General features: G+C 51.2%; 26 protein-coding genes. 15 read left to right on the top strand and 11 right to left on the bottom strand.

Annotation, left to right across the window (positions count from 1 at the left end):
* Window positions 1-462, bottom strand: coding sequence for a hypothetical protein (locus tag BZK41_RS16850; protein WP_061066851.1), 462 nt, complete (start codon window positions 460-462; stop codon window positions 1-3).
* 430 nt (window positions 463-892) lie between these two features.
* Between BZK41_RS16850 and BZK41_RS16845 the strand changes: the two genes are divergently transcribed.
* The 7 genes from BZK41_RS16845 (at window position 893) to BZK41_RS16815 (ending at window position 5,269) form a co-directional block, all read left to right on the top strand.
* The gene (locus tag BZK41_RS16845) at window positions 893-1,138 is read left to right on the top strand and encodes an excisionase family protein (protein ID WP_079938904.1); all 246 of its coding nucleotides are present in this window, start codon (window positions 893-895) and stop codon (window positions 1,136-1,138) included.
* A gap of 63 nt (window positions 1,139-1,201) precedes the next feature.
* Window positions 1,202-1,417, top strand: coding sequence for an AlpA family transcriptional regulator (locus BZK41_RS16840; RefSeq protein WP_079938903.1), 216 nt, complete (start codon window positions 1,202-1,204; stop codon window positions 1,415-1,417).
* 78 nt (window positions 1,418-1,495) lie between these two features.
* A complete protein-coding gene (gene xisR, locus BZK41_RS16835; protein ID WP_079938902.1) occupies window positions 1,496-1,747 on the top strand; it encodes an excisionase family protein in 252 nt (83 codons plus the stop codon).
* A 339-nt stretch (window positions 1,748-2,086) separates the two neighbouring features.
* The gene (locus tag BZK41_RS16830) at window positions 2,087-3,208 is read left to right on the top strand and encodes a site-specific integrase (RefSeq protein WP_079938924.1); all 1,122 of its coding nucleotides are present in this window, start codon (window positions 2,087-2,089) and stop codon (window positions 3,206-3,208) included.
* A gap of 170 nt (window positions 3,209-3,378) precedes the next feature.
* Window positions 3,379-3,564 (top strand): hypothetical protein, encoded by a 186-nt coding sequence (locus BZK41_RS27570; RefSeq protein WP_079938901.1) that lies wholly within the window; start codon window positions 3,379-3,381, stop codon window positions 3,562-3,564.
* Window positions 3,565-3,785: 221 nt separating this feature from the next.
* Window positions 3,786-4,799, top strand: a complete 1,014-nt coding sequence (locus BZK41_RS16820; protein WP_079938900.1) for a DNA-binding protein — start codon at window positions 3,786-3,788, stop codon at window positions 4,797-4,799.
* An 8-nt stretch (window positions 4,800-4,807) separates the two neighbouring features.
* On the top strand, window positions 4,808-5,269 hold the full coding sequence (locus tag BZK41_RS16815) for a type II toxin-antitoxin system death-on-curing family toxin (RefSeq protein WP_079938899.1): 462 nt from the start codon (window positions 4,808-4,810) through the stop codon (window positions 5,267-5,269).
* 226 nt (window positions 5,270-5,495) lie between these two features.
* On the opposite strand, the gene BZK41_RS16810 is transcribed toward BZK41_RS16815, so the two are convergent.
* Both BZK41_RS16810 and BZK41_RS16805 read right to left on the bottom strand, forming a co-directional pair.
* Window positions 5,496-5,936 carry a hypothetical protein gene (locus BZK41_RS16810; RefSeq protein ID WP_079938898.1) on the bottom strand — a complete coding sequence of 147 codons (441 nt, stop codon included), beginning with the start codon at window positions 5,934-5,936 and terminating at the stop codon, window positions 5,496-5,498.
* 13 nt (window positions 5,937-5,949) lie between these two features.
* Window positions 5,950-6,621, bottom strand: coding sequence for a hypothetical protein (locus BZK41_RS16805; protein ID WP_079938897.1), 672 nt, complete (start codon window positions 6,619-6,621; stop codon window positions 5,950-5,952).
* A gap of 552 nt (window positions 6,622-7,173) precedes the next feature.
* Here BZK41_RS16805 and BZK41_RS16800 point away from each other — a divergent pair.
* Window positions 7,174-7,791, top strand: a complete 618-nt coding sequence (locus tag BZK41_RS16800; RefSeq protein ID WP_003024049.1) for a trimeric intracellular cation channel family protein — start codon at window positions 7,174-7,176, stop codon at window positions 7,789-7,791.
* On the opposite strand, the gene ligB is transcribed toward BZK41_RS16800, so the two are convergent.
* Window positions 7,788-9,467: an NAD-dependent DNA ligase LigB gene (gene ligB / locus BZK41_RS16795; RefSeq protein ID WP_079938896.1), complete on the bottom strand. Its 1,680-nt coding sequence runs from the start codon at window positions 9,465-9,467 to the stop codon at window positions 7,788-7,790. The two genes, BZK41_RS16800 and ligB, sit on opposite strands and share 4 nt — an antisense overlap.
* Window positions 9,468-9,728: 261 nt before the next feature.
* Here ligB and gmk point away from each other — a divergent pair, with 261 nt between their 5' ends.
* The 5 genes from gmk to recG are packed head-to-tail and all read left to right on the top strand — an operon-like array spanning window position 9,729 to window position 15,596.
* The gene (gene gmk / locus BZK41_RS16790; protein ID WP_003024042.1) at window positions 9,729-10,352 is read left to right on the top strand and encodes a guanylate kinase; all 624 of its coding nucleotides are present in this window, start codon (window positions 9,729-9,731) and stop codon (window positions 10,350-10,352) included.
* A gap of 54 nt (window positions 10,353-10,406) precedes the next feature.
* Window positions 10,407-10,682: a DNA-directed RNA polymerase subunit omega gene (gene rpoZ / locus BZK41_RS16785; protein ID WP_000135058.1), complete on the top strand. Its 276-nt coding sequence runs from the start codon at window positions 10,407-10,409 to the stop codon at window positions 10,680-10,682.
* A gap of 18 nt (window positions 10,683-10,700) precedes the next feature.
* A complete protein-coding gene (spoT, locus tag BZK41_RS16780; RefSeq protein WP_003024038.1) occupies window positions 10,701-12,815 on the top strand; it encodes a bifunctional GTP diphosphokinase/guanosine-3',5'-bis pyrophosphate 3'-pyrophosphohydrolase in 2,115 nt (704 codons plus the stop codon).
* Window positions 12,816-12,819: 4 nt separating this feature from the next.
* The gene (gene trmH, locus BZK41_RS16775) at window positions 12,820-13,509 is read left to right on the top strand and encodes a tRNA (guanosine(18)-2'-O)-methyltransferase TrmH (protein WP_079938895.1); all 690 of its coding nucleotides are present in this window, start codon (window positions 12,820-12,822) and stop codon (window positions 13,507-13,509) included.
* A 5-nt stretch (window positions 13,510-13,514) separates the two neighbouring features.
* Window positions 13,515-15,596, top strand: coding sequence for an ATP-dependent DNA helicase RecG (recG, locus tag BZK41_RS16770; protein ID WP_079938894.1), 2,082 nt, complete (start codon window positions 13,515-13,517; stop codon window positions 15,594-15,596).
* 42 nt (window positions 15,597-15,638) lie between these two features.
* Here recG and gltS read toward each other — a convergent pair whose 3' ends face one another.
* On the bottom strand, window positions 15,639-16,844 hold the full coding sequence (gene gltS / locus BZK41_RS16765) for a sodium/glutamate symporter (RefSeq protein ID WP_079938893.1): 1,206 nt from the start codon (window positions 16,842-16,844) through the stop codon (window positions 15,639-15,641).
* 225 nt (window positions 16,845-17,069) lie between these two features.
* Here gltS and xanP point away from each other — a divergent pair, with 225 nt between their 5' ends.
* Together xanP and BZK41_RS16755 are read left to right on the top strand one after the other, a co-directional pair.
* Window positions 17,070-18,461 (top strand): xanthine/proton symporter XanP, encoded by a 1,392-nt coding sequence (xanP, locus tag BZK41_RS16760; RefSeq protein ID WP_003024026.1) that lies wholly within the window; start codon window positions 17,070-17,072, stop codon window positions 18,459-18,461.
* A 121-nt stretch (window positions 18,462-18,582) separates the two neighbouring features.
* Entirely contained in the window at window positions 18,583-20,292 is a 1,710-nt protein-coding gene (locus BZK41_RS16755; protein ID WP_079938892.1) for an AsmA family protein, read from the top strand.
* A gap of 42 nt (window positions 20,293-20,334) precedes the next feature.
* Here the strand turns inward: BZK41_RS16755 and BZK41_RS16750 are convergent, their stop codons facing one another.
* From BZK41_RS16750 to BZK41_RS16725, 6 genes are all read right to left on the bottom strand, one after another.
* Complete coding sequence (locus BZK41_RS16750) at window positions 20,335-21,012, bottom strand: D-lyxose/D-mannose family sugar isomerase (RefSeq protein WP_079938891.1); 678 nt, start codon at window positions 21,010-21,012, stop codon at window positions 20,335-20,337.
* 49 nt (window positions 21,013-21,061) lie between these two features.
* On the bottom strand, window positions 21,062-21,922 hold the full coding sequence (locus BZK41_RS16745) for a ketose-bisphosphate aldolase (RefSeq protein ID WP_003024018.1): 861 nt from the start codon (window positions 21,920-21,922) through the stop codon (window positions 21,062-21,064).
* Between the two features lie 80 nt (window positions 21,923-22,002).
* Window positions 22,003-22,854 (bottom strand): class II fructose-bisphosphate aldolase, encoded by an 852-nt coding sequence (locus BZK41_RS16740; RefSeq protein WP_079938890.1) that lies wholly within the window; start codon window positions 22,852-22,854, stop codon window positions 22,003-22,005.
* 11 nt (window positions 22,855-22,865) lie between these two features.
* On the bottom strand, window positions 22,866-23,957 hold the full coding sequence (locus BZK41_RS16735) for a PTS fructose transporter subunit IIC (RefSeq protein ID WP_003837581.1): 1,092 nt from the start codon (window positions 23,955-23,957) through the stop codon (window positions 22,866-22,868).
* Window positions 23,958-23,983: 26 nt separating this feature from the next.
* The gene (locus BZK41_RS16730; RefSeq protein ID WP_079938889.1) at window positions 23,984-24,304 is read right to left on the bottom strand and encodes a PTS fructose transporter subunit IIB; all 321 of its coding nucleotides are present in this window, start codon (window positions 24,302-24,304) and stop codon (window positions 23,984-23,986) included.
* 19 nt (window positions 24,305-24,323) lie between these two features.
* Window positions 24,324-24,794: a fructose PTS transporter subunit IIA gene (locus BZK41_RS16725; protein WP_008786490.1), complete on the bottom strand. Its 471-nt coding sequence runs from the start codon at window positions 24,792-24,794 to the stop codon at window positions 24,324-24,326.
* Between the last annotated feature and the right edge of the window lie 2 nt (window positions 24,795-24,796).

Here is a 24,796-nt window from a genome sequence, read left to right as displayed (position 1 = left end):
TTATTTTTTATCCAGCGGGACACCCATGCCCCTCTTTGTTACATCAGCTTGCTGTTGTAGATATTTATAGTCACCAGCAGCACGAACCACTTCTGACATAGCTTGCTTGTATTCGTTTAACAGGTTGGTAAAAATGTATCTTTGCGTATCGGTTGTTAACGGGCTGGAGATGTTCTTATTTACCCAGTCTTCATAATGCTTAACTATTTTTTTATACCCATGCGAAGCTAATTTGGGGTCGCCGTTCGCCCCTTCTATCAGCCATTCGCAATCATCCATCACTTTATCGTTGAAAGTGCTTCCCGCGATTCTTTCCACATTTGCGTCAAGCTTATCATGGGCACTTGCTGTAATAGCCGCACAGGCCATCATGATGGTGTCCGCAGTAGGAGCAGAAGCCGCACTTTTACAGAAGCTGAATCCAGCGATTATGGAAACAGCAAAGATTGATAATCTGTTCATTTCATATCCTTGAATGTTTTCCAGAAGCATAACGTTATTGACGCAGAGAAAATAGCCACTCGGATATCAATGTGGCCAATTGCAAAGAAGGCTCATATCGCCTGTAGTGGATCGTGGATACTAGATGCCTTGACGGATTATAAGCTGGAAAACCTGAGCGTAAAAAGCTGTTATACATCCCCCAGCATTCTGGTTCGCAGTACGCGGTCTGGTACGCAGCAAAAGTACCTATAAGCGGTGCGTACCACCAACTATGACATGGCAAAAAAGCTCCCCGCAAATCACGTTGCCCCATCCTACCCCGTGAGATCTTAAGATTTGTTAAGATTGAAAGCTTTTGGCGCGACAACTCGTCGTTTATGCAGGGCTTAATGACGTTCACGTCCAACACTATGTTGGAGTAACTACCAGAAAGAAAGGAGACAAAAATATGGTAGAGGAGCAGAAATTTTTGTTGCAACCCAATAAATGGGTTACTGAGCAGAAACTGATAGAAATAACCGGTCTTCGCTCAGGAACGATTGAAGCTGCGCGTAAAAAATCGTGGCTTGTTGGCCGGGAGTATCTTCACGTTGCGCCTGATGGAATACCAAAGGAAAACAGCGAGTGCATGTACAATATTGAAGCCATTAATCGATGGATAGAAGGCCAGGCAAAACGACAGCCTCAAAAGTAGTTCTGCAGGAATCGCCATCTATTGCCCCGTGGATCTCTTCTCCGATGGGCAGCAGGAGTTGATATGGGAAATTTAGAACCAGTACTCATTACCAGAACAGACATTCAGAACATGCTTGGCGGCATTTCCCGCACAACCTTCTATCGCATGCGTCAACGATGGAAACGAGAAGGTACGCCATTCCCGGAACCCGTTAACGACATCATGCCACCAAAGGGCGGAACACTATACCGGCATAAGGAGGTTATGGCGTTTTTCAAAGCCAAGGGGTACCTGTAGCCGGGATTATGCTCACACCACAAAAATAATTTTCTCTATATGCTGTAGTTGGGATAGGTCGATTTTAAAGGCAGATTTATGTCAGATAAAAGCATAATCCAACCAGTTCCCAACAAATGGGTTTCTGAAGAGTTATTGATGGCCATCACCGGCCTGACAAAGAACGCTATCAAATCAGCACGTACACATTCATGGATGGAGGGACGAGAGTATCGGCACTACTCAGGGGACTGCCAACCCAAGGAGAACTCCCCTATTCTTTACAACCGACACGAAGTCGATAACTGGGTTGAACGCCAGCAGCCAGCCAAGCCAAGAGCTAAAAAATAGTAACCCTACACGCTGACCACCAGCGTAGAGAATCAACCTCACGTTTAATGGATGATACATAGGGTCACTTTTCGCCAATAAGTGACCCTATGTTGAAACTGCATAGGGTCACTTTTTTTAAAAGTGGCACTATGAGGCAGAATGCATAGGGTCACTTTTTCTAAAGAAGTGGCACTAGATATATGTATAACTATCTTATGAAACCGCCCTTGTAGAAAGCGTATTTTTGTTAATTGGCATTAACTAACGATAGGCGCTAGTTAACATTATTAAGTGGTATGCATGGACTTACTGTCCACCTTAATCCGCCCCATTACCTTTATGACTGTGAGGTTACTCATGCCGATCTTTCGAAGAGGAAATATATGGTATTGCGACTATCAGACTCCTGATGGGAAAAGGAGGAGGAGATCACTAAAAACCTCAGATAAAAAGCTAGCGGAAGAACTCCATGACAAACTGAAATACGAGTCTTGGCGGATTGCTAACTTAGGCGGCTTTCACATAGCCACTTTCGAGGAGGCTTGCGCAAGATGGATTAAGGAAAAGGCAGAGAAGAAAACGCTTCGGGACGATAAGAGCCGGATTGCCTTCTGGATGGAGAGCTTTGCAGGTAAAACGCTTGATGAGATTACAGAGGATAAAATCTACAACGCAATTGAAAATATGACTAATCGCCGGCATACAGAAAACATAAAGAACAGTATTGCGGCCATGAAATTGGCAAAGTTACCCACTCCATTGTTTATCCCCCGCAAAGTAGCTACCGCGACTAAAAACACTCATTTGGCATTTCTTAAGGCCATGTTGAGGAAAGCGTTTTTTGAGTGGAAATGGATTACAAATGTACCCTACATCCGCCTGTATCCTGTTAAAAACAACCGCGTTCGTTGGTTGCTACCACATGAAGCACAGAGGTTAATCGAAGTCTGCAATGAGCCCTTAAAATCAGTTGTCGAATTTGCGTTGGCAACTGGGCTAAGGCGTTCGAACATCATCAATCTGGAATGGAAACAAGTCGATCTAGCGCGAAGAGTTGCATGGATAACTGCGGAAAACTCCAAAACAGGCAAAGCGATAGGCATAGCTTTAAATAAGACAGCCTGTAGCATTCTTGAGCGTCAAAAAGGTAATCACCCATGCTGGGTCTTTGTACATACAAAAGCAAAGCCAAAACCAAACGGAGAAATGACCCCATCGGTGAGAAAAATGCGTGTTGATGATAACAACGGATGGCGCTTGGCGCTCGCCCGGGCTGGAATTGAAGATTTCCGCTTCCACGACCTTAGGCACACGTGGGCCAGTTGGTTAGTTCAGGCTGGAGTCCCATTGTTTGTTTTACAGGAAATGGGCGGTTGGGAAAGCCTCGAAATGGTCAAGAGATATGCGCATTTATCACCAACGCACTTGGCAGAGTATGCTTGCAGGCTAGATGACATCTTGCCACAGAGCAGGGCTTAGCTTGTTAACGGCGGCGCAAACAATGAGGTGAGGTATCTAGGCGGCAGGCAACCACTTAAACAGTGGTTAATGTCAGTAAGCCGCTAGGCAAAAAAGAACAACTATGCCAGCCGTGAGTTATCTCATGAATAACAATATAATATTGTACCCCACCAGCATGGGGACAAATGATGACGCCACGAGAGATCGGATTGCTGGCTATAGCAAAGCTTGAGCATGACGGCCACCAGCTTACTCCTGCAGATCAGCGGGAGATAGAACGCACTGTTAACGCCGATATAGTACGGCGCAACAGGTTCCGGGATATGATGAGAGCACCAGCCTATCAGTGGAAGAAACCCGCGCCACGCAGATAACCTAGAGCTGTGATTATAGCGCCGCCGTTATCTTCTAAGCGTTACGCCCCTGCCGCTTCCATACACTGTAAATGTCTTTATCCCGCGCCTTGCCCGCCAGTACCACAACTAACCGCACATTTTCAACGAGGCGATCTCGCAGACTATCGGGGATGGGGTAAAATTATTTGCGATATAATGTTACTTTGTGATGCTTCACGCTCCCTCTTAAGGCGATGGATATGGCTAAAGATCTTACAACCTCCGCACACGACCGACAGAACATACTTAATAACTCCTACGCACTAACTCATGCTGAAAAACATATGGCCTTAGGCGGGATTGAGTTCAATGGCGAAAAAGTGTTCACAAAAAGCCAACTGATAGAACTTTTTGATGTGAGTGACACAACTATTGAACGCTATATTAACAACCACTTAGATGAATTAAAGAACAATGGATACACACTTTTAAGAGGGAAATCTCTCAAAGATTTCAAGGAGATAGCTGATGGTACCCTCATCAATGAAGGTACCAAAACTTCAATTCTAGGTATATTCAAGTTTCGTTCTGTTTTGAACCTAGCAATGCTACTAGTTGAAAGCGAGCAAGCCCGTGCCATAAGGGCACGTCTTTTAGATATTGTTATCGATACGCTGGCAGAACGTTCAGGCGGACATACAAAATTCATCAACCAACGTGATGAAGACTACTTAGTTGCTGCGTTCAAAGACGAAAGCTATAGAAAGAAATTTACTGACGCTTTAGATGAGTATGTCGAAGGCAATAAATGGAAATATGGGAATTTAACAAATTCGATATACCAAAGTATTTTTCATGAAAATGCCAATGAGTATCGCAGTGTTCTTAAGCTACACCAAAATGACAAGATTAGAGATACCATGTACTCAGAGGTACTGACTTTAATCTCAAGCTTTGAAGCTGGATTAGCACATGAAATCAAGCAGAAAGCAGAACAACTTGGTCGCAAACTCACTTACAAAGAAGCTGAATCCATACTTAAGCAAATGGAGGGGCATCCTCTATATGAGCCTATGTTAGTAGATGTTAGGACTAAAATGGCCAGTAGAGATTTATGCTTTCGCGATGCTCTACATGAAAAACTTGAAGCTTATGTTAAAGCTGTTCCTGCCGGTGACTTTGAGCGTTTTCTTGGAGAAAAAAGCAAGTCATTAGAGGAAAGGCTGAACGACCCCGAAACCCTTGAAGTGTTTAAAAGACTGAAAGATCGCTAGGGGCATCAATGGACGATATAAAATTTAATTATTTTGATATTGATCACGCCATTCGGGTTCATGATTGGATCATTGATAAAACAGGCGGATTGCAAGGCATCAGAGACCAAGGGGTACTGGAGAGTGCGCTTGAGCATATCCAAAACGATTGGTATTACCCCGGATTCGTGGACAAACTAAGCCACTTATTTTTTGCAATCAATAAGTTTCATGCTTTTAGTGACGGCAACAAAAGATCAGGCATCGCTCTTTCAACATATTTTCTTGAAATAAATGGTTTTGGCCATTGTGTGCAACTTTTTGTCCGTGAAATGGAAAACATCGCTGTTTGGGTGGCTGATGGAGCAATAGATAAGGAATTGCTCAAAAACATTATCCATGATTTGGTCTTGTGCGAAGAAATACTTGAAACAACCAAGCTGGAGATAACCATAGCTGTAATGGAGTTTGAAGCTCAAAGACATGAGTAAAAAACATACACCCTGATTTTATGCGTACACAAGGGTGTACCCATTAGAGAAACGCATTACATGAAAACCAGTAAACACTAGGCATTGAAAGCCATACTCAACAAACAGATTCAATATCGAGTAATTTTGCGTACCATGCCTATGCTATCGTAAAGCACAGGATAGCCTGCTAAATGCGGGCTATCCCTACCGTCAATAAGTGCTGATTGATATAAAATTGGAGTAATTATTTATCTGGCATATATTTGTCGTTATAAAGACTCTTCAGAATATCAACCCGAACAGCGTTGCTGCTGTTCATATTCACAACTGTCAGTACTTCATCAGATCCCCTGAGGCGCCAGCACTCGGCCTCTATATCGCATTTTTCCTGTTTTTCATAGCCCACCATTGAGAGATATTCACTAATTTTCCACGTATCCCTGGTATTATAAAACGTCACACTCCATACATCAGCCTTAGGGCCAGAAATGTTCGTATAATTAAAGTCATACACTTGGGATATTCTCGGCATTTTCTTTAAAACTTGGGGAGTGTAATAATCATATTTGGCTTTATCAAACTCTGTATATTGTGCGTTACCTGCAAGTCTCATTTTAATATTAGGCCAGAAATAAGAGCTGCATATAGCTATTACTATCAGCACTAGTATGACTGCCTGTTTCATATGTTTCCCTTTGTTACCAGTTAACGACCGTTCCATCTCTGGAAACTATTTTAACGTTACCAGAACTGAAGTCGCTGTAAGGTATCACTGTTCTCATGAATGAGGGTAAAACACCTTTTACAGGAAGAGCTAAAGCTGATTTCATCGGATCGGGAAATAAAATCGGTTGGAATGAGGTGTTTTTAAAAGAGCCGATTGGACCATAATAATCCCAACGTCTGAGGGCTTCCTCTTTGCTGACGGGTTGCAATAGCGGGAATGGGTTACTATATGAGACTACGCGGTAGAGCCCCAGCAAATCGGATACTAAATCCTCACCACTGAAACCGCTGTCGGTGTAAAGATAAAAGGGGAAATTTGACTGTAAACCTTCAAAACGATGAGCAAGCGCCATCATCATGGAAAGCGCTATACTATATCGTTCAAATAAGCTGCGCCCTTTTCTAATTCTCCATCTGATGAATTTCCCAATTGTGAACCCTCCTCTTCCCATACTTTGAGTATATTTTACATCGTAATAATTCTTTCCTGAATGCTCGCCTTGGTGCATATCCGAGAGTAACTTTCTGACATCATCTCCTCGAGCATGCCCCATATCTATCCACCCCAAAACTTCGGTGTAGATTATCCCGCTTCTTAAAATTCCAGCCTCTCTGCCATCCTGAATTTCCTCTCTTACGCTCATGTCTATCACTCCGACTCACTTAATGCTGAAAATTTTGCTGTAAATGCGCCTACACGCATAGAAGCGATAGCTGAGGGGAACCATTTTTCAGAATAGAAGCCGCTGCATATCAGAGTTTACTTAGAATAACTTCCCCGATGGCATCTGGAGTGTGGTATTTGGAAGATATATCATCTTTGCAGCACACCAAACTACATACCACATCTATTAATTTCTAACTGCAATATTCAAGTTATGATCGAAACACAAACCGGCGTGTTAACCATATCCAATGGCCTAAGGTGATAGTTTTGGTGAAATATGCTACGTAGCCCGCCAATAAATGGCGAGGCTACGTGTTTTTCCCAACGCTCTGGTACTCCTTTGTTCAATTCGAATTATATTTTCTCATCATTCTTTATTGAAGCTCATAACACAAAGCGCATATCAACACGCATTTTCAGTAAATTCGCATTAGCTGTAGTTATTAAAATCACTTCACCTTAGAAAATCTCAATCGTGACAAAGCGCACAAGTCGTTAACCTTAGCCCCCAGCAAATCAGGGGGAATACATGCTGTTACACGTTTTATATTTGATTGGTATTACTGCCGAAGCCATGACCGGTGCGCTTGCGGCTGGGCGTCGTCGTATGGATACATTTGGCGTCATTATCATTGCCACCGCGACAGCCATTGGCGGCGGATCGGTACGTGACATTCTTCTCGGCCACTATCCGCTTGGCTGGGTAAAGCACCCTGAATACGTCATTATCGTGGCGACAGCTGCGGTACTCACCACCATTATTGCTCCCGTCATGCCCTATCTGCGCAAAATATTCCTCGTACTGGATGCGCTGGGCCTGGTGGTCTTTTCTATTATCGGCGCTCAGGTGGCACTGGATATGGGTCATGGGCCGATTATCGCCGTGGTCGCTGCGGTCACTACCGGCGTCTTCGGTGGCGTATTACGCGACATGTTCTGCAAACGCATCCCGTTAGTATTCCAGAAAGAGCTGTATGCTGGCGTATCATTCGCCGCTGCTGTGCTGTACATCGTGCTACAGCATTATGTCTCCAGCCACGATGTAGTGGTTATCTCTACTCTGCTCTTCGGCTTTACCGCCCGATTACTGGCACTGCGCCTGAAGTTAGGTCTGCCGGTATTTTACTATCGCCATGAAGGCCATTAAGGCATAAAGCCCGCGATCCGCTGAGCAGCTAACCAGTTGCTCAGCGCCGTGACCTCTCGATCCTCCAGCCACTGAATAATTTGCCGTGCTCGCCGCTCGCCCATGAAAGGAAGCTGCCGCCAGCTTTGTTCATCGCGTTCTTTTAATTGCTGCCACGAACCATCCCCACTGGCATTTAGCGTTGCCTGTGTTAACGGTATTCCCATGGCAATCACCCAACGCGTGAACGGGAGGTCGCGTGACAGGTTGAACTGATGCCACAGCTTCTCCCCTTTGATTACACCAAGTGTGGACTGTAACTGTTCCTGAGTTAACCCAAGCCAGGAAAAGATATGTTCAAAGCGATACGCCTGGTTGAGCTCTCGCCATCCCGCCTCGCCGATACCCTCCAGCCCCAGCACCTCTTTGCCGCCCAGCCAGACCAGTCTGGCAACAAACTGTTCCTGGCACTCCGCAGTGGCATAAAAACAGGTTAATGAATTGAAGCGCCCCTCGGGGGGTATTGGCTTAGTACGCTGAGTGCTGCGCCAGACCACTTCGTCTATACGGGGGATCCCTTGTCCGGCCAGGCTTACCAGAATCTGATCGCCAGGCGCGATATCCCATTCATTCCAGCGTCGGACGGAGCCAATATTTACACGCTGTACGCGTTTATCATCCAGCATGACGGGAGTCAGCAATGCGACCACCGCAATTTTCCCGCTTTTACCAACGGAGAACTGAATACCCGTTACCTCAGATACCCTTGCAACAGGAGGATATTTCCACGCCGCCAGCCAGTCACCCTGTCCGGGTAGCCAATACTGTGCCCGTGGCTCTTTTGCCGTTCGCACCACTACGCCATCAGTGACAAAAGGTAATGCTGTACTCCACCACCTGGCGCGCGACTTTTCGACGTCATCCGCATTCTTCACGGCCTTAGTAAAGCGTTGCGTGTAACTGAACCCGGCAGCCGTGAGCTGCTCCAGTCTTTCAGGCATGACCGCCGGACCATCAGGCCAGGCCCAGATAAAAATAGCCAGCGAGCCTAACAATTCTGGATTGCTCTGGCGCATCATCAATCCAGCGACCCTCGAGCGGGCGTTCATTCCCCCTCTCTGCTTCTGAATATGCCCCTCTTGCTGCAAAAATATCTCACCCTGCAGCGTACTGTTAGCGAGCTTCCCCTTGGTGGAATGTGGTACGGAAGGGATCTGAAGAACCTTTTGCGTCCAGTCTTCGCCTTTCAGGCCGTTACCACGGCTAATCGCCCGTACCAGATTGCCATTGCGATAGACTAACGTCACCGCCACGCCATCCACCTTCGGTTGCACCCAGAGATCGCTGCGAGCGTGCATCCATTGCTGTAGCGCTTGCTTATCGGCAAGTTTTCGGACTCCCGTGTGGGGAACGGGGTGCGATACTGCGCCACTCATTGGTGGCGCAGACAGATCTGGTAGGACTTTATCGCCAAAACAGCGCTGCCATTGAATTAGTTGCGCATTGAGCTGGTCGTAAACGCCGTCGTCTACGGCACTTTCCCCTTTTTTCCAGTAATTGTCATTCCACTGTGTAATCTGCTGCTGTAGTCGCGAAATTTCCTCGTTTGCCCTGGCAGGCGACCAGACGGGGCATACCGCCCACGCGGGTAATTGCCACACCAGTAAAACCAGCCCTATGCATTTCCATAATCCCATGCTATCTCCGCTGAACGATACGTTTCCCGGCAGGTATAGCGCGAAGTGAAATAGAAACAGAGCGGCAAAAATTCATCCTACGAACAGCTTTCCGGACATTTGCATGTATTGCTGCAAATCACCGATAAAACAGGAAACTGGTACGCAAAACGCATTAAACATGCGCAAAAAGTGTGACAAGGGCTACGTCACATAGCGGCTACGTGTATAATAAGCCCGTATGTAGGCTCTCTTTCGACAATCACATACATTAAGATACTCATGGCTCAAGGCACGCTTTATATTGTTTCTGCCCCCAGTGGCGCGGGTAAATCCAGCCTGATTCAGGCTTTATTAAAGACCCAACCGTTGTATGACACCCAGGTTTCTGTTTCGCACACCACGCGCGCACCGCGCCCGGGGGAAGTGCATGGTGAACACTATTTCTTTGTGAACCATGACGAATTCAGAACCATGATTGGCAGAGACGCGTTCCTGGAACACGCGGAGGTTTTCGGTAATTACTACGGCACCTCGCGTGAAACCATTGAGCAAGTATTAGCATCCGGCGTAGACGTCTTTTTAGATATCGACTGGCAAGGTGCGCAGCAAATTCGTGAAAAAATGCCGCATGCGCGCAGTATTTTTATTTTGCCACCGTCTAAGATTGAGCTGGACCGCCGCCTGCGTGGCCGCGGTCAGGATAGCGAAGACGTGATCGCGAAACGTATGGCGCAAGCTGTTGCAGAAATGAGCCATTACGCCGAATATGATTATCTTATTGTGAATGATGATTTCGACACCGCCCTGGGCGATTTGAAAACCATCATTCGCGCCGAACGTCTGCGCATGAGCCGCCAAAAGCAGCGTCATGACGCTTTAATCAGCAAACTGTTGGCAGACTGAACCCACATTCAGTATCATGCCCAGTCATTTCTTCACCTGTGGAGCATTTTAAGTATGGCACGCGTAACTGTTCAGGACGCTGTAGAGAAAATTGGTAACCGTTTTGACCTGGTACTGGTCGCCGCGCGTCGCGCTCGTCAGATGCAGGTAGGCGGAAAGGATCCGCTCGTACCGGAAGAAAACGATAAAACTACCGTTATCGCGCTGCGCGAAATCGAAGAAGGTCTGATCAACAACCAGATCCTCGACGTGCGTGAGCGCCAGGAACAGCAAGAGCAGGAAGCCGCTGAATTACAAGCCGTTACCGCTATTGCTGAAGGTCGTCGTTAATCACAAAGCGGGTCGCCCTTGTATCTGTTTGAAAGCCTGAATCAACTGATTCAAAACTACCTGCCGGAAGACCAGATTAAGCGTCTTCGGCAGGCGTATCTCGTTGCACGTGACGCTCACGAGGGCCAGACACGTTCAAGCGGTGAACCCTATATCACGCACCCGGTAGCGGTAGCCTGCATTCTGGCCGAGATGAAACTCGACTACGAAACGCTGATGGCTGCGCTGCTGCATGACGTGATTGAAGATACCCCAGCCACCTATCAGGACATGGAACAGCTTTTTGGTAAAAGCGTTGCAGAGTTGGTAGAAGGGGTATCGAAACTTGATAAGCTTAAGTTTCGCGATAAGAAAGAGGCGCAAGCTGAAAACTTTCGCAAGATGATTATGGCGATGGTGCAGGATATCCGCGTCATTCTCATCAAACTTGCTGACCGTACCCACAATATGCGCACGCTGGGCTCCTTACGCCCGGACAAGCGTCGCCGCATCGCCCGTGAAACCCTCGAAATCTATAGTCCGCTGGCACACCGTTTAGGTATCCACCACATTAAAACCGAGCTGGAAGAGCTGGGTTTTGAAGCGCTGTACCCGAACCGCTATCGCGTGATTAAAGAAGTGGTTAAAGCCGCTCGCGGCAACCGCAAAGAGATGATCCAAAAAATCCTCTCGGAAATCGAAGGGCGTTTGCAAGAGGCAGGCATTCCGTGTCGCGTAAGCGGGCGCGAGAAGCACCTGTACTCTATCTACTGCAAAATGGTGCTCAAAGAGCAGCGTTTTCACTCCATCATGGATATCTACGCATTTCGCGTCATCGTTCATGATTCCGATACCTGCTATCGCGTACTCGGTCAGATGCACAGCCTGTACAAACCACGACCTGGTCGCGTGAAAGACTATATCGCCATTCCGAAAGCGAACGGATATCAGTCTTTGCACACCTCAATGATCGGCCCTCACGGCGTTCCGGTTGAAGTACAGATTCGTACTGAAGACATGGACCAGATGGCGGAGATGGGTGTTGCAGCGCACTGGGCTTACAAAGAGCACGGCGGCGAAAGCAGCACCACAGCGCAAATCCGCGCTCAGCGCTGGATGCAAAGCCTGCTGGAACTGCAGCAGAGCGCCGGTAGCTCGTTTGAATTTATTGAAAGCGTCAAATCTGATCTCTTCCCGGATGAGATTTATGTTTTCACACCGGAAGGGCGCATTGTCGAACTGCCCGCCGGTGCAACGCCTGTCGACTTCGCCTACGCCGTGCATACCGATATCGGTCACGCCTGCGTCGGCGCGCGCGTCGACAGACAGCCTTACCCGCTTTCACAACCGCTCTTTAGCGGCCAGACCGTTGAGATTATCACCGCGCCGGGCGCACGTCCGAACGCAGCGTGGCTCAACTTCGTCGTCAGTTCGAAAGCGCGCGCCAAGATTCGCCAACTGTTGAAAAACCTCAAGCGCGATGATTCCGTCAGTCTGGGGCGTCGACTGCTCAACCATGCTCTGGGTGGTAGCCGTAAACTGGCTGAGATCCCGCCAGAGAGCATCCAGCGTGAGCTTGAGCGTATGAAGCTCGCCACGCTTGACGATCTGCTCGCAGAAATCGGTCTGGGTAACGCCATGAGCGTGGTGGTAGCGAAAAACCTCCAGCAGGGCGAAGCAACAGCGAACGTACCAGCGCAATCTGGTCACGGTCATCTGCCAATCAAAGGTGCAGACGGCGTGCTGATTACCTTCGCGAAATGCTGTCGTCCAATTCCAGGCGATCCAATCATTGCCCACGTCAGTCCGGGTAAAGGTCTGGTGATCCACCATGAGTCCTGCCGTAATATTCGTGGCTACCAGAAAGAGCCAGAGAAGTTTATGGCGGTGGAATGGGATAAAGAGACAGAGCAGGAGTTCATCACCGAGATTAAGGTGGATATGTTTAACCACCAGGGTGCTCTGGCGAACCTGACGGCGGCAATCAACACGACCACCTCCAATATTCAGAGTCTGAATACGGAAGAGAAAGATGGTCGCGTGTATAGTGCCTTTATTCGCCTGACAGCACGAGATCGTGTGCACCTGGCGAATATCATGCGCAAAATCCGCGTCATGCCGGACGTGATAAAAGTCACCCGTAACCGAAACTAGTCTTATGAATGAACAGCGCTATGCACGTATCCGCGAGATGCTCGCACGTCGTCAGCCCGATCTGACCGTCTGCATGGAGCAGGTTCACAAACCTCATAACGTTTCTGCGATTATTCGTACTGCAGATGCGGTCGGCGTGCATGAAGTCCACGCCGTCTGGCCGGGTAGCCGCATGCGCACTATGCTTTCTTCTGCCGCAGGCAGTAACAGTTGGGTGCAAGTCAAGACCCACCCGACTATTGGCGATGCGGCCGCACATTTAAAAAGCCAGGGTATGCAGGTTCTGGCAACCCATCTGTCAGATAAGGCCGTGGATTTTCGCGAGATTGATTACACGCGCCCCACCTGCATCCTGATGGGCCAGGAGAAAACCGGCATCACTCAGGAAGCGTTGGATCTGGCTGATCAGGACATCATCATTCCCATGACTGGCATGGTGCAGTCGCTGAACGTTTCTGTCGCCTCCGCGCTGATTCTGTACGAAGCACAGCGCCAGCGGCAAAACGCGGGGATGTACCGACGAGAAAACAGCATGCTGCCACAAGATGAGCAGCAGCGCTTACTGTTTGAAGGCGGTTATCCGGTGCTGGCGAATGTCGCTAAGCGCAAAGGTCTTCCCTACCCTCACGTAAACACGCAGGGCGAAATTGAAGCCGATGCAACGTGGTGGGCCACTATGCAATCTGCGAGATAAACGCGATGAAAGGCCGTTTACTGGATGCCATCCCACTCAACTCTCTGACCGGCGTTGGCGCAGCGCAAAGCAGTAAACTGGCGAAAATTGGCCTGCACACCGTGCAGGACCTCCTGCTCCACCTCCCTCTGCGTTACGAAGACCGTACCCATCTGTACCCAATTGGCGAACTGCTGCCGGGTGTCTATGCCACCGTTGAAGGCGAAGTGCTGAACTGCAATATCACCTTCGGCGGCCGCCGAATGATGACCTGTCAAATCAGCGATGGCTCGGGCATTCTCACCATGCGCTTTTTCAACTTCAGCGCAGCGATGAAAAACAGCCTCGCTACCGGGCGTAGGGTACTGGCCTACGGCGAAGCCAAACGCGGGAAATATGGCGCAGAGATGATTCACCCGGAATACCGCGTACAAGGCGATCTCAGCACGCCAGAATTGCAGGAAACGCTCACACCAGTGTATCCAACCACCGAAGGTGTGAAGCAGGCCACGCTGCGCAAGCTGACCGATCAGGCACTGGATCTACTCGATACCTGCGCTATTGCCGAGCTGCTGCCGCCAGAGTTGTTACAGGGCATGATGAGCCTACCCGAAGCACTGCGCACATTGCACCGCCCCCCACCGTCGCTGCAACTCAGCGATCTGGAAACCGGACAACATCCGGCGCAGCGACGTCTGATTCTCGAAGAACTGCTGGCGCATAATCTCAGCATGCTGGCACTACGCGCCGGGGCACAGCGTTTTCACGCCCAGCCGTTAAGTGCTAACAACGCGCTAAAAGATAAGCTGCTGGCAGCATTGCCGTTCAAACCTACTGCCGCACAGGCCCGCGTTACCGCTGAGATTGAACGCGATATGGCGCTGGATGTGCCGATGATGCGCCTGGTGCAGGGTGATGTCGGCTCCGGTAAAACGCTGGTAGCGGCACTTGCCGCGCTGCGAGCTATCGTACATGGTAAGCAGGTCGCGCTAATGGCTCCTACCGAACTGTTGGCTGAGCAGCATGCAAATAACTTCCGCAACTGGTTCGCTCCACTGGGCGTTGAAGTGGGCTGGCTGGCGGGCAAGCAGAAAGGCAAAGCGCGCCAGGCACAGCAGGAAGCTATCGCCAGCGGTCAGGTACAGATGATTGTCGGTACTCATGCAATTTTCCAGGAACAGGTTCAGTTCAACGGTCTGGCACTGGTTATCATCGACGAACAACACCGCTTCGGTGTGCATCAGCGTCTGGCGCTGTGGGAGAAAGGTCAGCAGCAGGGTTTCCACCCACACCAGTTGATCATGACCGCCACGCCGATTCCGCGCACCCTGGCGATGACCGCCTATGCTGACCTCGACACATCGGTCATTGACGAACTGCCTCCGGGGCGTACGCCGGTCACTACGGTCGCCATTCCGGATACCCGCCGCAGCGATATCATTGACCGCGTGCGCAACGCCTGTACCCACGAAAGGCGTCAGGCATACTGGGTCTGTACGTTGATTGAAGAGTCTGATTTGTTGGAAGCTCAGGCGGCAGAAGCGACGTGGGAAGAACTTAAGCTTGCGTTGCCAGAACTCAATATTGGCCTGGTACACGGGCGCATGAAGCCCGCCGAGAAGCAGTCAGTAATGGCGGCCTTTAAACAGGGTGAACTGCATCTGCTGGTTGCCACGACGGTGATTGAAGTGGGCGTTGACGTACCCAACGCCAGCCTGATGATTATTGAAAACCCGGAACGCTTAGGCCTTGCCCAGTTGCACCAGTTACGTGGTCGCGTAGGCCGTGGCGCGGTGGCATCCCACTGCGTCCTGCTCTACAAATCACCGCTGTCTAAAACCGCGCAGAAACGCCTGCAGGTTCTGCGAGACAGCAACGATGGATTTGTGATTGCGCAAAAAGATTTAGAGATTCGCGGCCCCGGCGAGCTGTTAGGTACTCGCCAGACCGGAACGGCAGAATTCAAAGTTGCAGATTTACTGCGCGATCAGGCGATTATCCCGGAAGTTCAGCGTATTGCCCGCCATATTCACGAACGTTACCCGCAACAGGCCGTGGCGCTGATTGAACGCTGGATGCCGGAAACCGAACGCTACTCCAACGCATAGTCAATTCATAGCGGCGGCGGATGTTACCCCGCCGCACAGCCGTTATTGCGTAAAAATCGGCAACAGCAGATACAGCTTAATCACCAGCGCGTTGACGATATCGATAAAGAACGCTCCCACCATCGGCACCACCAGAAACGCCATATGGGATGGCCCAAAACGTTCGGTAATCGCCTGCATGTTGGCAATCGCCGTCGGCGTCGCGCCGAGGCCAAAACCGCAGTGTCCGGCTGCCAGCACGGCGGCATCGTAGTTCTTACCCATCATGCGCCAGGTAACGAATATCGCGTACAGCGCCATGAAAATGGTCTGCACAACCAGGATTGCCAGCATCGGCAAGGCCAGAGAAGCCAGTTCCCACAGCTTCAGGCTCATCAGCGCCATCGCCAGGAACAGCGACAAACTTACGTTACCCAGCACCGAAACCGCACGTTCGAACACCCGATAAAAGCCCAGTAGCGCCAGACCATTGCTGAGGATCACCCCAACAAACAGCACGCAGACGAAGGTCGGCAATTCCAGCACCGTTCCAACCAGCATTTGCGCAACGATTTTACCCACCGTCAGACAGATAGCGATCAGAGCAATGGTTTCAATCAGCACCAGCGAGGTGATCATGCGCCCAACGTCCGGCTTTTCAAATGCGGTCGGCACAGCCTGATCGTCCGGCATACCGTCTGGCGTGGTGGAGTGTTTGACCAGATAACGTGCCACCGGGCCGCCAATCAGCCCGCCCAGCACCAGACCAAACGTTGCGCAAGCCATTGCCACTTCAGTTGCATTGGTGAAGCCATAACGTTCAATAAACAGCTTGCTCCACGCGGCCCCGGTTCCGTGTCCACCAGAGAGGGTGATCGAGCCAGCGATCAGACCCATCAGCGGGTCCAGACCCAGCAGGGTCGCCATACCAATACCGATGGCGTTTTGCATCAGCAACAGGCCAACAACCACAATCAGAAAGATACCCACCACGCGGCCACCGGCACGCAAACTGGCGATATTGGCGTTCAGACCGATAGTGGCGAAGAAGGCCAGCATCAACGGATCGCGCAGGGTCATATCGAAATTCACTTCCCAACCCATGCTTTTTTTCAGCACCAGCAGCGCAATCGCCACCAGCAATCCGCCTGCAACGGGTTCGGGAATGGTGTATTTTTTCAGGAAGGAAACAGACTGGACGAGCTTACGTCCCAGCAGCAACACAAGGGTTGCCGCAACCAGCGTTGATAACGTATCGAGATAAAACATTTACAGCTCCATTAGTGCGTTTAGCACAATCACGCACGATGCAATCCAGACCGATTTTTAGCTCTTATTGAGTTTTCGGAGTGGATTTTAAGCAGAAAATGATGAAAAGTTATATAAAAATGTTTGTTTATCCGTTTTAAATATTAAGAATACCTGCTAGCAAACGTTTGCTTTTCTGTCCTGGTCAGATAAAATCACCGCTTTTCCACCATGGGATTGCCTCTGATGTCCGTTAACGCCGTAGAGTCAACAAATGCGCAACCGGTTGCGCAGACTCACAACAGTGAACTGATTTACCGTCTTGAAGATCGCCCCCCGTTAGCCCAGACCCTGTTTGCCGCCTGTCAGCATCTGCTGGCCATGTTCGTCGCGGTGATCACCCCTGCTTTGTTAATTTGTCAGGCGCTTGGTTTACCGGCTCAGGATACTCAACACATTATCAGTATGTCGCTGTTCGCCTCCGGCGTAGCTTCTATCATTCAGATCAAAGCCTGGGGGCCGGTAGGCTCAGGGCTGCTATCCATTCAGGGGACCAGCTTTAACTTTGTTGCGCCACTGATTATGGGCGGTACGGCGCTAAAAACCGGTGGCGCAGATGTCCCAACCATGATGGCGGCGCTGTTCGGTACGCTAATGCTGGCAAGCTGCACCGAGATGGTTATCTCGCGTGTCCTGCACCTGGCACGTCGTATTATTACTCCGCTGGTCTCAGGGGTAGTAGTGATGATCATCGGCCTGTCGCTGATTCAGGTAGGTCTGACATCGATTGGCGGTGGCTATGCCGCTATGAGCGACAACACCTTTGGTGCGCCGAAGAATTTACTGTTGGCAGGCGTGGTGTTGGCGTTAATCATCCTGCTTAACCGTCAACGCAACCCGTACCTGCGCGTTGCGTCATTGGTGATTGCGATGGCGGCAGGCTATCTGCTGGCCTGGTTTATGGACATGCTGCCGCAAAATACTGCACCGGTAAGCCAGGACCTGCTGATGGTGCCAACGCCACTGTATTATGGCCTGGGTATCGACTGGAGTTTACTGCTGCCGCTGATGCTGGTCTTTATGATCACTTCACTGGAAACCATCGGCGATATTACGGCTACCTCTGATGTCTCCGAACAGCCGGTTTCTGGTCCGCTGTATATGAAACGCCTGAAAGGCGGCGTGCTGGCGAACGGTCTGAACTCGTTTGTTTCCGCCGTGTTCAACACCTTCCCGAACTCCTGTTTTGGCCAGAACAACGGGGTTATTCAGTTAACGGGCGTTGCCAGCCGCTACGTTGGTTTTGTGGTGGCGCTGATGTTGATCGCGCTGGGCCTGTTCCCGGCAGTCAGCGGTTTTGTACAGCATATTCCTGAGCCGGTACTGGGTGGCGCAACGCTGGTGATGTTCGGTACTATCGCAGCATCCGGCGTGCGTATCGTGTCCCGCGAGCCGCTGAACCGCCGCGCGATTCTGATTATCGCGCTGTCGCTGGCCGTTGGTCTGGGTGTTTCCCAGCAGCCGCTGATTCTCCAGTTCGCCCCGGACTGGGTGAAAAACCTGCTCTCTTCCGGTATCGCCGCTGGCGGTATTACCGCAATCGTTCTGAATCTGGTATTCCCGCCAGAAAAGCAATAAGCAAAATGCGGCGTTGGTTCTGAATCAACGCCGCTGTAACGCTCTTTCACCATTCCCGCCTTGAGCATTGCGCCTAAATCGTGCATAACTTGACTATGTGCACTTCGCGGGATGGAAGACCATGAAATTTATTGGAAAGCTGCTTCTTTACGTGCTGATCGCCCTTGCAGTGGCGATCCTCGGCCTTTATTTTCTACTGCAAACCCGCTGGGGCGCAGAGCATGTCAGCACCTGGGTCTCGGAGAACAGCAGCTACCATCTGGCGTTTGATACCATCGATCACCGGTTTTCTTCCCCTTCCCATATTCTGCTGGAAAACGTCACCTTTGGCCGGGATGGGCAGCCCGCAACGCTGGTCGCTAAAACGGTTGATATTGGGCTGAGTAGCCGCCAAATCACCGATCCGCTGCACGTAGACACCATTTTGTTGCAAAACGGCACACTGAATCTTTCTCAGCAAACCGCGCCGCTGCCGTTCCAGGCCGATCGCCTGCAATTGCAGGATATGGCGCTTAACAGCCCCGGCAGCGAGTGGAACCTCAGTGCCCAGCGCGTTAACGGCGGCGTCATTCCCTGGAGTCCTGAGGCAGGTAAAATTCTCGGGAGCAAAGCGCAAATTCAGCTCAGCGCCAGTTCGTTGACGCTCAACGATGTTCCAACTACCAACGTCTTGATTGAAGGCAGCATCGACCATGACCGTGTGACGCTAAGCAATATTGGAGCTGATGTGGCGCGTGGAGCATTAACCGGCGTAGCGCAACGCAATGCCGACGGTAGTTGGGTCGTGGAGAATCTGCGCCTGAACGATATCCGGCTGCAAAGCGACAAATCACTGGCCGACTTTTTTGCCCCGTTAAACACCATTCCTTCCCTGCAAATTGGTCGTCTGGAAGTGACGGATGCCCGTCTGCAAGGCCCCGACTGGGCGGTGACGGATCTCGATCTGAGCTTGCGCAACATGACCTTCAGCAAGGACGACTGGCAAACTCAGGAAGGAAAATTGTCGATGAACGCCAGCGAGTTTATCTACGGCTCTCTGCACTTCTTCGATCCGATTATGAACGCCGAGTTCTCACCGCAGGGCATTGCGCTGCGCCAGTTCACCACCCGCTGGGAAGGCGGTATGGTCAGAACATCCGGAAACTGGCAGCGCAGCAACAAAGCGCTGGTCCTCGATGATGCTGCCATTGCCGGTCTGGAATACACGCTGCCGGAAAACTGGAAGCAGCTGTGGATGAAACCCCTGCCAGCGTGGCTAAACAGCCTGACGCTCAAAAAATTCAGCGCCAGCCGCAATCTGGTGATTGATATCGACCCGAGTTTCCCGTGGCAGCTCACCGCGCTGGACGGCTACGGCGCTAACCTCGGGCTGGTACAGAACAATCAGTGGGGGATCTGGAGCGGGAGTGCCACCCTCAACGCTGCCGCAGCCACCTTTAACCGCACTGATGTGCGTCGTCCTTCACTGGCGCTGACGGCAAACAGCAGCACCATCAATATCAGCGAACTGAGCGCCTATACGGAAAAAGGACTGCTGGAGGCCACCGCCAGCATTTCGCAACTGCCTCAGCGCCAGACGCAGGTCAGCCTGAACGGGCGCGGCGTGCCAATGACGATCCTGCAGCAGTGGGGCTGGCCCGCACTGCCGCTTTCCGGCGATGGCAACATCCAGCTTACCGCCAGCGGCAATATTCAGGCCGATGCGCCGCTCAAGCCAACGGTCAACGGTCAGTTGCATGCGGTGAACGTGGAGAAACAGCAGGTAACGCAAACCATGCAGGCGGGCGTGGTTTCGGGGAGTGAAGTCACTGCACCACCACCTGCACAATGATTTATTGCCCGGTGGCGCTTCGCTTACCGGGCCTACTCTCGCTCATAAACGAATATATTCACTGCACAACAGCCATTTCACCGGCTCGTCCTTTTCAATCGCCGGGAAGCGACCGCCAGGTTCCAGAAAGTGGTTGTCATGCTGGTCGTCATTGACCATCGAGATTTCCCAGCCCAGCACGAACGCCTTCTCCGCCCAAAATCGATGATACAAGCGCGGCGGCAGGCACACTCCTTGTCCCGGCTTCAATACCAGCGTCTCGCCAGCGTCAACGGTACGCCGCTGGCCATCCACGCTAACCTCAACAACGCGTCGGGCGTCATACTCGTCATCAGGCGTTGCCCACGCCAGCTGCATGCACAAATCACCGCCGCCACGGTTAACGATATCTTCCATTTTATGGCGATGAAAATGCCACGGTGTTTGCTGCTCCTGCTGAATTTGCAGCATCTTTTCGGCGTACGGTTTGGGGTAATCCGCTGACCCCATCAGACCATTGCGCAACGTCAGTAACGTCAGCCCCGTTTGCGCAAAATCTCCGTGCCCAAAGTCGGTAATATCCCAGCCCAACTGGAGATCGCGCACTTCACGCCACAGAGTTTGATCCTGTTGCCGCCAGGCATCGACCGTAAAATACGCAAAATCAGGCAAACAGACCCGAAAAGTTTCGGCGATGGCATGCGCTTTATCGACGGCATAATTAATGTGTGAACGCTTCATTCCACTTTTCCTTGTTGCGAAAGAGGCGGGTCGCCCCGCCTGCATGCCGTTAGTAAAGTGATGCTTTGCCGGTTGAGCCGAACAGTTTCATTTTGTGGCGGATCACGTCCCGCGCAGCGCTAATGGCTTCCGGGTAGATTACGTTCGGGTCCCACCAGGTTTCTTTCGCCAGGATTTCGCGGACTTTCTGGAAGTAGGCGTATTTCATATCGCTGGAAATGTTGATTTTACCCACGCCCAGCGTCACGGATTCGGCAATTTCCGCATCCGGGTTAGCGGAACCACCGTGAAGCACCAGCGGAATATCCACACGCCCGGCGATGTCGCGCAGGATGTTCATTTGCAGCTCTGGCTGCATCCCTTTCGGGTAAATTCCGTGCGCGGTTCCTATCGCCACAGCCAGCGTGTCTGCACCAGTGCGGGCGATAAAATCCTCTGCCTGAGCAGGATCGGTATAAGTAACCTTCGACACCCCGCCTTCCACTGACGTCCCGGTCTGACCAATCGTACCCAGTTCCCCTTCCACCGAAACGCCTACCGCATGCGCCAGTTTGACCACTTCACGGGTCAGCGCCACGTTCTCTTCATACGGCAGCAGCGAGCCATCAATCATCACCGAGGTAAACCCACACTGAATCGCCCGCAGGACATGCTCAACCGAAGCGCCGTGGTCCAGATGCAGAGTAAAGGGAACCGGGCTACGCAGGGTGATATCACGGACGTAGCTAAAAAACGCATCGCCGACAAAATCATGTTCGCTGGGGTGAATGGAGATAATTGCCGGGGTGTTGGTCGCTTCCGCTTCTTCCACTACTGCGCGTACAAAGCAGCTGTCCGCCACGTTGAATGCACCGATGGCAAAACCGTGCTGACGGGTAGGTTGCAGTAATTCTTTCATCGAAACTAACATGTTAATTCTCCAGTTTCAGGGTGTAGAAAGCCCTGCCAGTGCATCGTTGCAGAGGCATAGAAGGCGTTACAGAAAATGAATCAGGCTTTGCCGATAGCGCCGCTGGCCTGCAGGTACGGAATAATGGCTTCCTCGCAGGCCTGTTCCATCAGGGCCAGGGCATCAACGAGTTCGCCGGATGTGTCGCGACACAGGGTATGCAGTAACGCAGCCTTTCCGGCTTCGAAAACCGCCGCGCCAACGTTTATCTTGGCGACGCCAAACGTCGGGCAGCGCTGTAGCTGGTCAAACGGCGTCCCGCTACCGCCATGCAGCGCCAGCGGCACCGTTGATAACCGGGCTATTTCCTCCAACCGCTGGAAATCAATAGCAGGTGTGATGCCCGGCGCGTACATACCGTGTGCCGTACCCACCGACACCGCCAGCAAATCGATCCCGGTCTGTTGGATAAAGGGTTCCACGTCGGCGGCCTGGGTCATCAAATCAGCGTTAGCGGCGTGGTCATAGCACGGAGCATCGGCCAGATGGCCCAGCTCGCCTTCCACGCACAGAGAAACGCTGGCTGCAAGCTCAACCACTGCCCGGGTCTGGCGAATGTTCTCCTCCAGCGCAAAGGCGGAGGCGTCGATCATTAAGCCGCTGAATCCGGCGCGAAAAGCCTGGCGAATGCGTACAGGATCCTTTCCATGATCCAGCGCCAGCGCGATCGGTACCGAGGCTTCCTCTGCCAGCGTTTTGACCACCGCCGCCGCTATCGTGGCCGGAAAATGCTCCAGGTGCCCCTGATACAAATTCAGAATGATGGGCGCACGGTGTTTCTCAGCCACTCGCACCGCTGCGCGGGCGCTTTCGAGGTTCATACAGTTGATGGCCAGCAGCGCGTACTGCTCGCGCCAGGCTTTGGTCACCATGCTTTTCATATCGGCAAACATACGGCCTCCGGTTATTCCAGGGTGAAGGTGATTTCTTCGTCTTTCAGCTTTTGATCGCTGAGTTCGTCAAACTCTTCATCACGCTCGGTTACCGGTTTCTTCCACAGCGACAGCATGACGCCGCAAATCACCGTACCGATCCCCAACGCCAGGCAAAACAGCAGCGGATGCGTAAAGAGCGGAACCACAAACATGCCGCCGTGCGGTACCGGGCTTTCGACACCCCACACCATAATCAGGCCGCCCGCAATCGCCGAGGCCACCACGCAGGAGCCCACCACGCGTAGCAGGTCGCGTGCCGCAATCGGAATGACCCCTTCGGTAATCATGCAGATCCCCATCGGGAATGCCGCTTTCAGCGCCTCGCGCTCCGCACGGGTGTACTTGTGACGCGTCAACAGGAAAGAGAGCGTAATGCCAAATGGAGGGATCATCGAACCGACAAACTTCACCGCTTCCGGACCGTACACACCGCTGACCAGCATGCCGTCAGCAAACAGCGACATGGTTTTATTCACCGGTCCGCCGAAGTCGAATGTCGCCATCGCACCGAGGATAGCGCCCATCAGAAAGCGGGATCCGCCCTGCATAGACTCCAGCAGATGAATCAACGCGTCCTGCAGCCAGGCAATGGGCTTGCCGATTAGCGTCATCATCAACAGGCCGCCAATGACGGTACTCAGTACCGGCAGCACCATGATGGGCATTAACCCCTGCATCGACTGTGGCAATCGGATATAGCGTTTGAGCAGCAGGACGGTATAACCGACCAGAAACCCACCCAGCATCCCGCCGATAAAACCGGTATGAATTTCTCCGCAGACGAAGCCGACTATCAGGCCCGGTGCGAATCCCGGACGGTCAGCAATGGAGTACGCAATCGCCGCGCTAATCAGCGGTACGATTAACCCCATCCCCCAGCCGCCAATCTGGTTGAGCATCCAGGGTATGGTTCCTGTTTTTTCACCGACGTTAGTCCCGCCAAGTATTTGCCCGAGAGCAATACAGATCCCGGCGGCGACAATTAACGGGATCATCCACGAAATCCCCGTTAATAAATGTCTTTTTATTTCCTGAGATAGCGGAATTTTATTTTCACTCATGTGAAACCCCTCCAGAATGAGGATCGCTACTGGTTATTATTAACTAATGATTTTTCGACCTTTTCAAGAAACTGAATGGGCGATTTTATGACGATTTCAGTTTTTACTCGCACAATGCGTTTGTTTAAAAATCGCTCCTCCCCTTTTATTTTTACATCGACAGCAAGAATCACGACATCAGCCGCAGAAATATCTTCTGTCAGCAGTTCGTTTTCTGTGCCAATGGTGCCCTGGGTTTCAACTTTTATATTATGGCCAAGCGCTTTAGCACCTTTAATTAACTTTTCACGGGCGATATAGGTGTGCGCAATACCCGCCGTACAGGCGGCAACACAAACAATATTCATAACATGCTCCACTTTTTATTTAGCAGACATTGGATTCAGCATATTGGCTAAAAAGCTCAATAATTTTCTGTGGACTGCTTTCAACTAATAGTTGTTCAATAATGTCGTCATCTGCCAACGCGCCAGCAACCTGCGAAAGCAGACGAATATGGGTGGTGTTTTGATCTTCAAGACGTACGGCAAACAGAATAATGCAGCGCACGTTGCTGCCGTCCAGGGTTTCCCAGGGAATGTCCTGACGAGTACGCCCAATCGCCAGCGTGGTATTGACCACCGCCGAGGATTTCCCGTGTGGGATCGCAATATGATTTTCGAAGCCGGTCGAGCCTTCTGACTCACGTTGCCAGACATCCTGAATAAACGTTTCGCGACAGCTAATTGCTCCATCTTTTTGCAGAATATCTGTCAGTTCCTCAATAGCCTCCGTTTTGCTTGTGGCCTTCATGTCCAAAATAACGCGATTTGTATTGAGTATTTTCGTGATGTCCATCA

This window comes from Citrobacter sp. A316, from assembly GCF_002042945.1.
GTDB classification, from domain to species: domain Bacteria; phylum Pseudomonadota; class Gammaproteobacteria; order Enterobacterales; family Enterobacteriaceae; genus Citrobacter; species Citrobacter portucalensis.
Note: the sequence above shows the minus strand (reverse complement) of the source record. Positions and strands in the feature narration are given on the sequence as shown.

Coding starts and splice junctions, on each gene's coding strand:
- BZK41_RS16730 (WP_079938889.1), bottom strand. CDS start 24,304: ATGAATATTGTTTGTGTTGCCGCCTGTACGGCGGGTATTGCGCACACC.
- BZK41_RS16725 (WP_008786490.1), bottom strand. CDS start 24,794: ATGGACATCACGAAAATACTCAATACAAATCGCGTTATTTTGGACATG.
- ligB (WP_079938896.1), bottom strand. CDS start 9,467: ATGGGATTATGGAAATGCATAGGGCTGGTTTTACTGGTGTGGCAATTA.
- BZK41_RS16805 (WP_079938897.1), bottom strand. CDS start 6,621: ATGAGCGTAAGAGAGGAAATTCAGGATGGCAGAGAGGCTGGAATTTTA.
- gltS (WP_079938893.1), bottom strand. CDS start 16,844: ATGTTTTATCTCGATACGTTATCAACGCTGGTTGCGGCAACCCTTGTG.
- BZK41_RS16740 (WP_079938890.1), bottom strand. CDS start 22,854: ATGTTTGCCGATATGAAAAGCATGGTGACCAAAGCCTGGCGCGAGCAG.
- xanP (WP_003024026.1), top strand. CDS start 17,070: ATGTCCGTTAACGCCGTAGAGTCAACAAATGCGCAACCGGTTGCGCAG.
- BZK41_RS16840 (WP_079938903.1), top strand. CDS start 1,202: ATGGGAAATTTAGAACCAGTACTCATTACCAGAACAGACATTCAGAAC.
- BZK41_RS16745 (WP_003024018.1), bottom strand. CDS start 21,922: ATGTTAGTTTCGATGAAAGAATTACTGCAACCTACCCGTCAGCACGGT.
- BZK41_RS16820 (WP_079938900.1), top strand. CDS start 3,786: ATGGCTAAAGATCTTACAACCTCCGCACACGACCGACAGAACATACTT.
- gmk (WP_003024042.1), top strand. CDS start 9,729: ATGGCTCAAGGCACGCTTTATATTGTTTCTGCCCCCAGTGGCGCGGGT.
- BZK41_RS16815 (WP_079938899.1), top strand. CDS start 4,808: ATGGACGATATAAAATTTAATTATTTTGATATTGATCACGCCATTCGG.
- xisR (WP_079938902.1), top strand. CDS start 1,496: ATGTCAGATAAAAGCATAATCCAACCAGTTCCCAACAAATGGGTTTCT.
- BZK41_RS16810 (WP_079938898.1), bottom strand. CDS start 5,936: ATGAAACAGGCAGTCATACTAGTGCTGATAGTAATAGCTATATGCAGC.
- BZK41_RS16830 (WP_079938924.1), top strand. CDS start 2,087: ATGCCGATCTTTCGAAGAGGAAATATATGGTATTGCGACTATCAGACT.
- BZK41_RS16755 (WP_079938892.1), top strand. CDS start 18,583: ATGAAATTTATTGGAAAGCTGCTTCTTTACGTGCTGATCGCCCTTGCA.
- trmH (WP_079938895.1), top strand. CDS start 12,820: ATGAATGAACAGCGCTATGCACGTATCCGCGAGATGCTCGCACGTCGT.
- BZK41_RS16850 (WP_061066851.1), bottom strand. CDS start 462: ATGAACAGATTATCAATCTTTGCTGTTTCCATAATCGCTGGATTCAGC.
- BZK41_RS27570 (WP_079938901.1), top strand. CDS start 3,379: ATGACGCCACGAGAGATCGGATTGCTGGCTATAGCAAAGCTTGAGCAT.
- BZK41_RS16750 (WP_079938891.1), bottom strand. CDS start 21,012: ATGAAGCGTTCACACATTAATTATGCCGTCGATAAAGCGCATGCCATC.
- recG (WP_079938894.1), top strand. CDS start 13,515: ATGAAAGGCCGTTTACTGGATGCCATCCCACTCAACTCTCTGACCGGC.
- BZK41_RS16735 (WP_003837581.1), bottom strand. CDS start 23,957: ATGAGTGAAAATAAAATTCCGCTATCTCAGGAAATAAAAAGACATTTA.
- BZK41_RS16800 (WP_003024049.1), top strand. CDS start 7,174: ATGCTGTTACACGTTTTATATTTGATTGGTATTACTGCCGAAGCCATG.
- rpoZ (WP_000135058.1), top strand. CDS start 10,407: ATGGCACGCGTAACTGTTCAGGACGCTGTAGAGAAAATTGGTAACCGT.
- BZK41_RS16845 (WP_079938904.1), top strand. CDS start 893: ATGGTAGAGGAGCAGAAATTTTTGTTGCAACCCAATAAATGGGTTACT.